We start from the raw sequence: 11,815 nt of genomic DNA, 5'->3' as shown, positions 1-11,815 counted from the left end.
TGCTGCATTCCACAGCAAAACCCCGCCTTATACCCTTTTACACACAGACTTATCCACAATGATACGAAAAAGTAAAAATGTGCGAGCGTTGCGCAAACGTTTTCGTTAAAATGCTCGCGCTTCACAAGGATGCCTCGTCAGGTGTGTTAGATGAGTTTTTCGCAGGAAAATTCATCTAACGCTCTCTGTAATCGTGAAATCCAGGGGATTTACCATGCAACAACGTCGTCCAGTCCGCCGCGCTCTGCTCAGTGTTTCTGATAAAGCCGGTATCGTCGAATTCGCTCAGGCACTTTCTGCACGCGGTGTGGAGCTGCTTTCTACAGGCGGCACCGCACGCCTGTTAGCAGATAAAGGTCTGCCGGTAACCGAAGTGTCCGATTACACCGGTTTCCCGGAGATGATGGATGGACGCGTCAAAACTCTGCATCCGAAAGTGCACGGCGGTATTCTTGGCCGTCGAGGCCAGGACGATGCCATTATGGAAAAGCATGATATTGCGCCAATCGACATGGTTGTCGTTAACCTCTACCCGTTTGCCCAGACCGTTGCCCGCGAAGGCTGCTCTCTGGAAGATGCGGTAGAAAATATTGATATCGGCGGCCCGACCATGGTGCGCTCTGCAGCCAAGAACCATAAAGATGTGGCCATCGTGGTGAAGAGCAGCGATTACAACACCATTATTAGCGAGATGGATGCCAACGAAGGGTCACTGACGCTCGACACGCGTTTCGACCTCGCTATCAAAGCCTTCGAACACACCGCTGCATACGACAGCATGATCGCCAACTACTTCGGTAGCCTGGTGCCGGCTTACCACGGTGAAAGCAACGATCCTTCTGGCCGCTTCCCGCGCACGCTGAACCTGAACTTCATCAAGAAGCAGGATATGCGTTACGGCGAGAACAGCCACCAGCAGGCTGCCTTCTATATAGAAGAAGAGATCAAAGAAGCCTCGGTTGCCACCGCTCAGCAGGTTCAGGGCAAGGCGCTCTCCTACAACAATATTGCTGACACCGACGCTGCGCTGGAATGCGTGAAAGAGTTCAGCGAGCCAGCCTGCGTTATCGTCAAGCACGCTAACCCATGCGGCGTGGCGGTGAGCACCTCTATTCTGGACGCTTACGACCGTGCTTACAAAACCGACCCGACCTCCGCGTTTGGCGGCATTATCGCCTTCAACCGCGAGCTGGATGCCCAAACCGCGCAGGCCATCATCTCCCGACAGTTTGTTGAAGTGATCATTGCACCATCGGCATCCGAAGAAGCGCTCAAAATCACCGCAGCAAAACAGAATGTGCGCGTACTGATTTGCGGTCAGTGGGCAAATCGCGTGCCGGGTCTGGACTTCAAACGCGTGAACGGCGGCCTTCTGGTTCAGGATCGCGATCTGGGTATGGTGACAGAAGCTGACCTGCGCGTAGTGACCAAACGCCAGCCGAGCGAGCAGGAGCTGCGTGACGCGCTGTTCTGCTGGAAAGTGGCGAAGTTCGTCAAGTCCAACGCCATCGTCTACGCCAAAGAGAACATGACCATCGGAATAGGCGCAGGCCAGATGAGCCGTGTCTACTCTGCGAAAATTGCCGGGATCAAAGCAGGTGATGAAGGGCTGGAAGTGAAAGGTTCCGCCATGGCCTCTGATGCCTTCTTCCCGTTCCGTGACGGTATCGATGCGGCAGCCGCTGTAGGCATTACCTGCGTGATCCAGCCAGGTGGTTCTATCCGCGACGACGAAGTGATTGCCGCCGCCGACGAACACGGTATCGCGATGATCTTCACCGACATGCGCCACTTCCGCCATTAATTCCCGGAGCAGAAAAATGAAAGTATTAGTGATTGGTAACGGCGGACGCGAGCACGCCCTGGCGTGGAAAGCGGCGCAGTCTCCGCGGGTGAAAACGGTCTTCGTGGCACCGGGTAACGCCGGTACTGCCCTGGAACCCGCTTTGCAGAACGTCGCCATCGGTGTGACCGATATCCCGGCCCTGCTGAACTTTGCCCAGAATGAGAAAATCGATCTGACCATTGTCGGCCCGGAAGCGCCCCTGGTGATTGGCGTAGTTGACGCGTTCCGCGCTGCTGGCCTGAAAATCTTCGGACCAACGGAAGGTGCTGCCCAACTGGAAGGGTCTAAGGCCTTCACTAAAGATTTCCTGGCACGTCACAACATCCCGACGGCGGAATATCAGAACTTCACTGAAGTGGAGCCAGCTCTGGCTTACCTGCGTGAAAAAGGCGCGCCGATCGTTATTAAAGCCGACGGTCTGGCCGCCGGTAAAGGCGTTATCGTTGCGATGACCCTCGAAGAAGCGGAAGCCGCGGTTCAGGATATGCTGGCTGGCAATGCCTTTGGCGATGCAGGCCACCGTATCGTGATTGAAGAGTTCCTCGACGGCGAAGAAGCGAGCTTCATTGTCATGGTCGACGGCGAGCACGTTCTGCCGATGGCCACCAGCCAGGATCATAAACGCGTGGGTAATGGCGATACCGGTCCTAATACCGGCGGGATGGGCGCCTACTCCCCTGCCCCGGTGGTGACGGATGAAGTACATCAGCGCACCATGGACCGCATTATCTGGCCTACCGTGAAAGGCATGGCGGCGGAAGGGAATACCTACACCGGTTTCCTCTATGCAGGTCTGATGATCGACAAGCAGGGCAACCCTAAGGTTATTGAGTTCAACTGCCGCTTTGGCGATCCGGAAACTCAACCGATAATGCTGCGCATGAAATCGGACCTGGTCGATCTGTGTCTGGCGGCTTGCGAAGGCAAGCTGGACGAGAAAACCTCAGAGTGGGACGAACGTGCGTCTCTGGGCGTGGTGATTGCTGCAGGCGGTTATCCGGGTAACTACAACACCGGTGATGAAATCCACGGCCTGCCGCTGGAAGAGATTGACGGCGCGAAGGTATTCCACGCGGGTACGAAACTGTCTGACGACGAGCGCGTACTGACCAACGGCGGCCGCGTCCTGTGTGCTACCGCACTGGGTCATACCGTTGCAGAAGCGCAGAAGCGTGCCTATGCGCTGATGGCGGATATTCACTGGAACGGAAGCTTTAGCCGTCAGGATATTGGTTATCGTGCGATTGCGCGCGAGCAGGGCGAGTAATTTTCCCCCTCACCCTAACCCTCTCCCTCAAGGGAGAGGGGATTTACGTCAAAAACTCTTCTCTGTCGGCTGCCACGTGCAGAAATCTTCGTTCGCCACCAGCAACAGCTGAGAGCCTTCCGGCGCCTCAAGCCACGCCACACTCACTTCCATTGATGAATGACGCTGACGGCGTTGAATATGTTCGGTCGCCCAGGATTCAAGCTCAGGCTTCACCGTCTGCCCTTCGCAGGTGGTTACCGTGCCATCGTTATGCCAGCGCCCCTGACGCAGCACCACACGTCCAAGACGAAGCGCATCGCTGGTCTGGCGGATTTGTTCAGCACGATAGCGGTAGAGGGCAATCTGATCGCTGGAAAGCTGCTGTTTTTGACCACTCACTTCACGCTGCATAAAGCTCAGCTCACCATGGTCGTCAAAACGCACTTTCACATGTTCGGGGGTTTTACTGTAGACGTTCAGTTCAATCAGCGACAGGTAATCACCCTGCCAGCGATACTCCGCGGTCGACGTATTGCCGTTATGCCACGGACTGAAAGCGGAGAGCAGATGCACTTCGCCGCCGGAATCTTTGCGCCATATCCTCACCGCACCCTGATTGTCAGCGTACCCGCTGGCGGTAAACGGTGGCAGAGAGGTGTCGTGGCTGCAGGCAGACAGCAGAAGCACGCCTGCCAGCGCGAGCGTTCCACGCCAGAATGACAAAAGGGGCGTTGCCGCCCCTTCGCTAAAACTGTTCACTGCCACGCGTCTTACTTAACAGCGTCTTTCAGTGCTTTACCAGAAACAAATGCCGGCACGTTAGCTGCGGCGATTTTGATTTCTTTACCGGTCTGCGGGTTGCGGCCAGTACGCTCAGCGCGGTGGTTCACTTTGAAGGTACCGAAACCAACCAGTTGTACAGCATCGCCTTCTTTCAGAGACTCAGTAATAGCAGCCAGGGTAGATTCCAGAGCAGCTTTAGCCTGCACTTTAGACAGATCAGCCTTGTCCGCAATTACATCAATCAGTTGAGTCTTGTTCATAAGTTATCCTTTCAATGTGTTTATCGCTTGCTAAGCATCGAGTGCGACGAAAATGCCAAAAAAGCACTCTCCTGCATACACGCACCGATAGCCACTTTTTTTCGCCCCCCAAATGTAGACCAGACGGGGGGCAGAAGGGAAGAGTCGAGGTGCGACAAAACAGGCGTTAAATCACGTTTTGTTGTCTCATTGGTTAAAAATTATACCAATATTGCTCTCGCCCGACTCACGTAAGTCCGCACGCAGCCCTTTGATCAGCTCAATGTCACGTTCTTCACACTCTGCCAGCAGGCGGAAAATTTCCCACTGGATATCCCATTCCTGCTCAACCGCCGGGTTAGCTCGCAGCTCTTCGTCGGTCATTTCACGGCCTTCCTGGGTCATTTCGAGCATCGCAACGGTCGTAATGGATGCCTTACTGACTTCGATAGCATGCTCCAGGGTTTCGCCACTCAGACGGGAGTGGATCAGCTCACTTAATGCCACGCAGGCATCAATGGCCGGATAGACACCGTACAGATCAAAATCATCCGCGGCCGGGATCGCCTCTTCCAGCTTTTCCAGTTGGGAGTCGAAATTCACCTTTGCGTCTTTGACCGTCAGCGTTTCCCAGATCAAATCCAGAATGCGGCGGTAGATATGACCATCACCAAAGCCCGTCTGCTTACAGAACGCGGCATAGTTGGGATACATGCGCTCGCACAGGCAAGCCATAAAGGTGACGTGCTGCCAGCTTTCCAGCTTCTCAAGGCGCAGATGAATCGGGTTTTGTAACATGATGATGTCTCGAATCGAAAATTAGCCGCAGTTTACCTGAATCACGGCTGAATTTCCTGCCAACGAACAAAAGCCGGACGCGAGGAAGCGACGGCGTCCGCCCAGCGGGTTGGCTCCGGTAAACGGTAGCCCTTCATGCAGCGCTGAACCCACGCCAGTGCGCTGTCCATGCTCACCCGGTGACCGGTCGCGATAAACAGCGGATTACAGCGCGCTTTGCTGCGCCAGACCCACGCCAGCTGCTCGCCTTTATGGATAAGCGGCGCCAGCGCACCCGGCTCGGGGGAAAGTGGTTCAAACGCGCCACACAGGCGTTTTTTGGCGACGCCAATGGTCGGCACATCCACCAGCAGCCCAAAATGGCTGGCCACGCCTAAACGGCGCGGATGCGAGATACCGTGCCCATCCACAAACAGCAGGTCAGGTTTTTGCGAGAGCTGCTCCCATGCTGCCAGCAGCGCGGGATACTCGCGAAAGGAGAGGAAACCCGGAATGTACGGCATAGTGGTGGCGATACGCGCCACCTTGTACTCAACCAGCTCCAGCGAAGGGTATTTCAGAACCACCATCGCCGCTCGCGTCACTTCACCACCCTGCTCGAATCCGACGTCCGCTCCGCCAATGTACTGCGGGGGATCCTTATCCAGGCGATCCTCGCGGATCACCGATGAAGCCAGTTCAATTTGCTGAGCGCGTAGCGACGCGAGATCCATAACCACTCCTTACTGGTGATACTGGGCAGAAAGCCGATGCACCGCCTCCACAAATACGCCTGCATGCTCTGGCGGAACATCCTGATGAATGCCGTGGCCGAGGTTAAAGATGTGGCCTTCCCCCTGGCCGAAACCAGAGAGTATAGTCGACACTTCTTCTTCAATGCGGGCTGGCGGTGCATAGAGCATGGACGGGTCCATATTGCCCTGCAGCGCCACTTTGTCGCCCACGCGACGGCGAGCATCAGCGATATCGGTCGTCCAGTCGAGACCCAATGCATCGCAGCCGGTCGCCGCCATCGCTTCCAGCCACTGACCGCCACCTTTGGTGAACAGCGTCACCGGCACGCGGCGGCCTTCGTTTTCACGCAGTAGGCCATCAACGATTTTGTGCATGTAATACAGGGAGAACTGCTGATAATCGCGCCCGGTCAGTACGCCACCCCAGGTATCGAAAATCATCACTGACTGCGCGCCCGCTTTAATCTGCGCGTTGAGATAGAGCGTGACGCTCTTCGCCAGCTTGTCCAGCAGCGCATGCAGAGCCATCGGCTCGGCGTACATCATTTTTTTGATCACGGTAAAAGCTTTGCTGCTGCCACCTTCAACCATGTAAGTTGCCAGCGTCCACGGGCTACCGGAGAAGCCAATCAGCGGCACTTCGCCTTTCAGCTCACGGCGAATGGTGCGCACGGCGTTCATCACATAGCCCAGTTCGCCTTCCGGATCGGGGATCGGCAGCTTATCCACGTCGGCTTTGCTTTTGATCGGGGAGGTAAAACGCGGGCCTTCGCCGGTTTCAAAGTACAGGCCAAGGCCCATTGCATCCGGAATGGTCAGAATGTCCGAAAAGAGAATGGCGGCATCCAGCGGGAAGCGGCGCAGCGGCTGGAGCGTTACTTCACACGCCAGCTCAGCGTTTTTGCACAGCGACATAAAATCACCTGCCTGCGCACGCGTGGCTTTGTACTCTGGCAGATAGCGTCCTGCCTGGCGCATCATCCACACCGGGGTGACATCAACGGGCTGGCGCAGCAGCGCACGCAGATAACGATCGTTCTTCAGTTCGGTCATTTTTGCAGTTCCTTAAGCGTCATGGCCTCAGTGTAACACTACTCATACTCGGCCCGACACATCGCCACGGTATCTTCTATCAGCCGACGCGCCACGGTGCCGGGTGGCGGTAACAGAGGCAAATCGTCATAACGATACCAGTTCGCGTCCAGCAGCTCTTTCTGATCGATAACGATCTCACCGCTGTCGTATTCCGCCATAAACGCCGTCATCAGGGACATCGGGAATGGCCACGGCTGAGACGTTACGTAGCGCAGGTTTTTCACCTTGATCCCGCTCTCTTCCATCACTTCACGCGCTACCGCCTGCTCCAGCGTTTCACCCACTTCGACGAAACCGGCAAGAACGGTATAAATGCCGTTGCGATGGCGGGTATGCTGCGCCAGCAGGATAGTATCCTCACGGCGAATGGCGACGATAATGCAGGGTGCAATCTGCGGATAGTAACGTTCACGGCAGTGGCCGCAGAGCATTGCCCACTCGGTTTTGCTCGGGTGCATGGTATGGCCGCAGTAGCCGCAGTATTTATGCGAGCGGTAAAACTCCGCCAGCTGGACGCCCCGCCCCGCCAGCTGGAACAAGCCAACATCCTGATCCAGCACCTGACGAACCGATCCCATCTCCTGACGGCGAGGCTGTTGGATCAACCACACTGCATCCCCCTGCCATTCACCAATCTTCAGTGCTGGCTGGCCAACAAGATCAAACGCCTCTGCTGCGCCATAAGGGATCTCCCCGGCAGGAAGCCATAGTTTTTGTTCGTGACTGACGATCCACCAACCCAGATCTGATTTTTCAATAATACGATCCATATCTATTGCACTACCTTCGCTTCACTGACATGTTGTTAGCATTGTGGTTACATTTTGGATAAGCAGATTCAATTCTCAACCATGCGGAGTCAACCATGTTAAACCAGCTAGAAAGCCTGACTGAGCGCGTTAGAGGAAGTAACAAACTGGTGGATCGCTGGCTACATGTACGCAAGCATCTACTCGTGGCTTATTACAATCTGGTCGGTATTAAGCCTGGCAAAGAATCGTTTATGCGGCTGAATGAAAAAGCGCTGGATGATTTTTGTCAGAGCCTGGTCGACTACCTGTCCGACGGACATTTCAATATTTATGAACGTATTATCCGCGAAATGGAAGGGACAACGCCGTATTTAGCGGCCAGTAAACTCTATCCGCTGCTGGAAGCCAACACCCAGCAGATCATGGATTACTACGATTCCACGCTCGAAAATGCCATCGATCACGACAATTATCTTGAGTTCCAGCAGGCGCTTTCCGATCTTGGCGAAGCGCTGGAAGAGCGATTCACGCTGGAAGACAGGCTGATCGCCCTCGTCCTGGATAACGGCCTGGATGTGAGTAACGAAGATAACATCGCGCGCCCTGCTTGAGTTCTTAATCGTTAACGCGTAATTTACAACCATTCGCCCCTCTGCGGAGGGGGATTTTTCTTGTCGGAGTGCCCAGCGCTTAAACGCGCGGGCTGAGACCGTTAATTCGGGATCCGCGGAACCTGATCAGGTTAATACCTGCGAAGGGAACAAGAGTCACACTGCTGTTGTATCGCCCCAGAGGCGATCTTCTCTTGCTTCATCCGTCGTCTGACAAGCCATGTCCTTCACTTCTGGAATGAGCTATGTCTACCACTAAACTGACCCGTCGCGAACAGCGCGAACACGCCCAACACTTCATCGATACCCTGGAAGGTACCGCTTTCCCGAACTCGAAGCGCATATACATCACCGGTTCGCAGGCCGACATTCGCGTGCCGATGCGCGAAATCCAGCTTAGCCCGACGCTTATCGGCGGCAGCAAAGATAACCCGCAATATGAAGACAACGAAGCCGTCCCGGTGTATGACACCTCCGGCCCGTATGGCGATCCTGAAGTTGCCATCAACGTTCAGCGGGGTCTGGCAAAGCTGCGCCAGCCGTGGATTGACGCACGTAACGACTGTGAAGAACTCAACGAACAAAGCTCGTCGTACACCAAAGCGCGCCTGGCCGACGACGGTCTGGACGAATTGCGCTTCACCGGCTTGCTGACGCCAAAACGCGCCAGAGCGGGCAAACGCGTGACCCAGCTGCACTATGCGCGCCAGGGAATCGTCACGCCGGAGATGGAGTTCATCGCCATTCGTGAAAACATGGGCCGCGAGCGTATCCGTAGCGAAGTGCTACGCCACCAGCATCCAGGTGAAGGGTTTGGCGCTCGCCTGCCGGAAAACATCACGCCGGAGTTTGTGCGTGACGAAGTGGCCGCTGGCCGCGCGATTATCCCTGCCAACATCAACCACCCGGAATCCGAACCGATGATTATCGGCCGCAATTTCCTGGTGAAGGTCAATGCCAATATCGGTAACTCTGCCGTCACTTCCTCCATCGAAGAGGAGGTAGAAAAGCTGGTCTGGTCAACGCGCTGGGGCGCGGACACAGTAATGGACCTCTCAACTGGCCGTTATATTCACGAAACACGCGAGTGGATCCTGCGTAACAGCCCGGTCCCGATTGGTACCGTCCCGATTTATCAGGCGCTGGAGAAAGTGAACGGCATCGCCGAAAACCTCACCTGGGAAACCTTCCGCGACACGCTGCTGGAGCAGGCGGAACAGGGCGTGGACTACTTCACGATTCACGCTGGCGTGCTGCTGCGCTACGTGCCGATGACCGCAAAACGTCTGACCGGCATCGTCTCCCGCGGCGGGTCCATCATGGCAAAATGGTGTCTGTCACATCATCAGGAAAACTTCCTCTACGAACACTTCCGCGAGATCTGCGAAATCTGCGCCGCCTATGACGTATCCCTGTCGCTGGGCGACGGCCTGCGTCCGGGCTCCATTCGCGATGCCAACGACGAAGCGCAGTTTGCCGAGCTGCACACGCTGGGCGAACTGACAAAAATTGCCTGGGAGTATGACGTACAGGTGATGATTGAAGGCCCTGGACATGTGCCTATGCAGATGATCCGCCGCAATATGACCGAGGAGCTGGAGCACTGCCACGAAGCGCCGTTATATACTCTGGGGCCCCTGACCACCGATATTGCGCCGGGCTACGACCACTTCACCTCCGGGATTGGTGCAGCGATGATCGGCTGGTTCGGCTGCGCCATGCTCTGCTACGTCACGCCGAAAGAGCACCTGGGCCTGCCAAATAAAGAGGACGTGAAGCAAGGACTGATTACCTACAAGATTGCCGCTCATGCGGCGGATCTGGCGAAAGGCCACCCGGGGGCGCAAATCCGCGATAACGCCATGTCGAAGGCGCGCTTTGAATTCCGCTGGGAAGATCAGTTCAACCTGGCGCTGGACCCCTTCACAGCCCGCGCCTACCACGACGAAACCCTGCCGCAGGAATCGGGCAAGGTGGCACACTTCTGCTCCATGTGCGGTCCAAAATTCTGCTCGATGAAAATCAGCCAGGAGGTACGCGACTACGCCGCCGCACAGACCATCGAAGTGGGTATGGCAGACATGTCAGAAACCTTCCGCGCGAAAGGCGGCGAGATCTACCTCAAAAAAGAGGAGGCCTAATGTACCAGCCTGATTTCCCCTCCGTGCCCTTCCGTTTAGGGCTCTATCCGGTGGTGGACAGCGTGGAGTGGATCCAACGCCTGCTGGAGGCAGGCGTTCGCACCCTCCAGCTGCGCATCAAGGATAAGCGCGATGAAGAAGTTGAGGCCGACGTTATCGCCGCCATCGCGCTGGGACGACGCTACCACGCTCGTCTGTTTATCAACGACTACTGGCGGCTGGCCATTAAGCACCAGGCGTACGGCGTCCATCTGGGTCAGGAAGATCTGGAAACTACCGATCTTAACGCTATCCGCAAAGCCGGGCTGCGGCTGGGAGTGTCGACACACGACGATATGGAAATTGACGTGGCACTGGCGGCGCGCCCCTCCTACATTGCCCTCGGCCACGTTTTTCCGACGCAAACCAAGCAGATGCCCTCCGCTCCACAGGGTTTAACACAGCTGGCGTTACACGTTAAGCGCCTGGCCGATTATCCCACCGTTGCCATTGGCGGGATAAGCCTTGAACGCGCCCCTGCGGTACTGGAAACCGGCGTCGGCAGTATCGCCGTCGTCAGCGCGATTACCCAGGCGGCGGACTGGCAGGCGGCCACGGCACGGCTTTTACAGCTGGCAGGAGCGGGCGATGAATGACCGCGATTTTATGCGCTACAGCCGTCAAATTCTGCTGGAGGATATCGCCATCGACGGGCAGCAAAAGCTGCTCGCCAGCCGGGTGTTGATTGTTGGTCTGGGCGGATTAGGCGCCCCCGCCGCGCTTTATCTGGCAGGCGCAGGTATCGGTACGCTGGTGCTGGCCGACGACGACGAGGTGCACCTCAGCAACCTGCAGCGACAAATCCTCTTCACGACAAAGGACATTAATCAACCCAAAGCGCAGATTACCCGCCAGAGGCTGAATCAGCTCAACCCGGATATCGAACTGATTGCACTCCAGACGCGGCTGAGCGATGAAAATCTGCACCGTGAGGTCGCCCTTGCCGACGTGGTGCTGGACTGCACTGACAACATGGCGACGCGTCAGGCGATCAACGCCGCCTGCGTGATCAATAACACGCCCCTGATCACCGCCAGCGCGGTGGGGTTCGGCGGACAGATGATGGTCCTGACGCCCCCCTGGGCGCAGGGCTGCTATCGCTGCCTGTGGCCGGACGATGCAGAGCCCGCACGCAACTGCCGCACGGCAGGCATTCTTGGCCCGGTAGTCGGAGTGATGGGCACCCTTCAGGCGCTTGAGGCCATCAAGCTGCTCAGCGGCATGGAGACGGAACGTAATACGCTGCGGCTGTTCGACGCTCGTTCAGGCGGCTGGCGCCATCTGGCCTTAAACCGCGCCAGCCACTGCCCGGTATGCGGAGGCCGCGATGCGCATTCTGTTTAACGATGAGCCGATAAGCTGCGACGACGGGCTGACCATTGCCGCCCTGCTCGATAAGTTACGTCAGCTCAAGCCGGGAACGGCGCTGGCACTCAATCAACAGATCCTGCCGCGCGAGCAGTGGGAACATCAGCAGGTCAATGACGGCGACCAGATCCTGCTGTTTCAGGTTATCGCAGGGGGCTGA

At 56.5% G+C, this 11,815-nt stretch carries 13 protein-coding genes and 1 riboswitch; of the genes, 7 read left to right on the top strand and 6 right to left on the bottom strand.

Features of this window, described 5'->3' with window-relative positions:
* Positions 1-214 precede the first annotated feature (214 nt).
* Both purH and purD read left to right on the top strand, forming a co-directional pair.
* Positions 215-1,804, top strand: coding sequence for a bifunctional phosphoribosylaminoimidazolecarboxamide formyltransferase/IMP cyclohydrolase (gene purH / locus ACOTYN_RS22970; protein WP_023331770.1), 1,590 nt, complete (start codon positions 215-217; stop codon positions 1,802-1,804).
* Positions 1,805-1,820: 16 nt separating this feature from the next.
* Positions 1,821-3,113 carry a phosphoribosylamine--glycine ligase gene (purD, locus tag ACOTYN_RS22965; protein ID WP_023331769.1) on the top strand — a complete coding sequence of 431 codons (1,293 nt, stop codon included), beginning with the start codon at positions 1,821-1,823 and terminating at the stop codon, positions 3,111-3,113.
* A 48-nt stretch (positions 3,114-3,161) separates the two neighbouring features.
* Here the strand turns inward: purD and ACOTYN_RS22960 are convergent, their stop codons facing one another.
* The 6 genes from ACOTYN_RS22960 to nudC form a co-directional block, all read right to left on the bottom strand.
* The gene (locus tag ACOTYN_RS22960; RefSeq protein WP_014882080.1) at positions 3,162-3,854 is read right to left on the bottom strand and encodes a DUF1481 domain-containing protein; all 693 of its coding nucleotides are present in this window, start codon (positions 3,852-3,854) and stop codon (positions 3,162-3,164) included.
* An 11-nt stretch (positions 3,855-3,865) separates the two neighbouring features.
* Entirely contained in the window at positions 3,866-4,138 is a 273-nt protein-coding gene (hupA, locus tag ACOTYN_RS22955) for a nucleoid-associated protein HU-alpha (protein WP_002445246.1), read from the bottom strand.
* A 186-nt stretch (positions 4,139-4,324) separates the two neighbouring features.
* The gene (locus ACOTYN_RS22950; protein WP_014882079.1) at positions 4,325-4,915 is read right to left on the bottom strand and encodes a YjaG family protein; all 591 of its coding nucleotides are present in this window, start codon (positions 4,913-4,915) and stop codon (positions 4,325-4,327) included.
* 41 nt (positions 4,916-4,956) lie between these two features.
* The gene (nfi, locus tag ACOTYN_RS22945; RefSeq protein WP_023331768.1) at positions 4,957-5,628 is read right to left on the bottom strand and encodes a deoxyribonuclease V; all 672 of its coding nucleotides are present in this window, start codon (positions 5,626-5,628) and stop codon (positions 4,957-4,959) included.
* A 9-nt stretch (positions 5,629-5,637) separates the two neighbouring features.
* Positions 5,638-6,702 carry a uroporphyrinogen decarboxylase gene (gene hemE, locus ACOTYN_RS22940; protein WP_071922702.1) on the bottom strand — a complete coding sequence of 355 codons (1,065 nt, stop codon included), beginning with the start codon at positions 6,700-6,702 and terminating at the stop codon, positions 5,638-5,640.
* A 38-nt stretch (positions 6,703-6,740) separates the two neighbouring features.
* The gene (gene nudC / locus ACOTYN_RS22935) at positions 6,741-7,514 is read right to left on the bottom strand and encodes an NAD(+) diphosphatase (protein ID WP_023338926.1); all 774 of its coding nucleotides are present in this window, start codon (positions 7,512-7,514) and stop codon (positions 6,741-6,743) included.
* 95 nt (positions 7,515-7,609) lie between these two features.
* Between nudC and ACOTYN_RS22930 the strand changes: the two genes are divergently transcribed.
* The 5 genes from ACOTYN_RS22930 (at position 7,610) to thiS (ending at position 11,815) form a co-directional block, all read left to right on the top strand.
* Positions 7,610-8,107 carry an Rsd/AlgQ family anti-sigma factor gene (locus ACOTYN_RS22930; RefSeq protein ID WP_014882075.1) on the top strand — a complete coding sequence of 166 codons (498 nt, stop codon included), beginning with the start codon at positions 7,610-7,612 and terminating at the stop codon, positions 8,105-8,107.
* Between the two features lie 54 nt (positions 8,108-8,161).
* A riboswitch (TPP riboswitch) is annotated at positions 8,162-8,273 on the top strand.
* 79 nt (positions 8,274-8,352) lie between these two features.
* Positions 8,353-10,248 (top strand): phosphomethylpyrimidine synthase ThiC, encoded by a 1,896-nt coding sequence (gene thiC, locus ACOTYN_RS22925; RefSeq protein ID WP_332959163.1) that lies wholly within the window; start codon positions 8,353-8,355, stop codon positions 10,246-10,248.
* On the top strand, positions 10,248-10,883 hold the full coding sequence (gene thiE / locus ACOTYN_RS22920; protein ID WP_045135538.1) for a thiamine phosphate synthase: 636 nt from the start codon (positions 10,248-10,250) through the stop codon (positions 10,881-10,883). The genes thiC and thiE overlap by 1 nt, the downstream gene beginning before the upstream one ends.
* Positions 10,876-11,631, top strand: a complete 756-nt coding sequence (thiF, locus tag ACOTYN_RS22915; protein ID WP_047028103.1) for a thiazole biosynthesis adenylyltransferase ThiF — start codon at positions 10,876-10,878, stop codon at positions 11,629-11,631. Before thiE ends, thiF begins: the two co-directional genes overlap by 8 nt.
* Positions 11,615-11,815, top strand: a complete 201-nt coding sequence (gene thiS / locus ACOTYN_RS22910; protein WP_014882071.1) for a sulfur carrier protein ThiS — start codon at positions 11,615-11,617, stop codon at positions 11,813-11,815. The genes thiF and thiS overlap by 17 nt, the downstream gene beginning before the upstream one ends.

It is taken from the genome of Enterobacter cloacae complex sp. IR5458, assembly GCF_049238025.1.
GTDB classification, from domain to species: domain Bacteria; phylum Pseudomonadota; class Gammaproteobacteria; order Enterobacterales; family Enterobacteriaceae; genus Enterobacter; species Enterobacter kobei.
The sequence above is the reverse complement of the archived record's forward strand: the minus strand, read 5'-3'. Positions and strand labels throughout refer to the sequence as shown.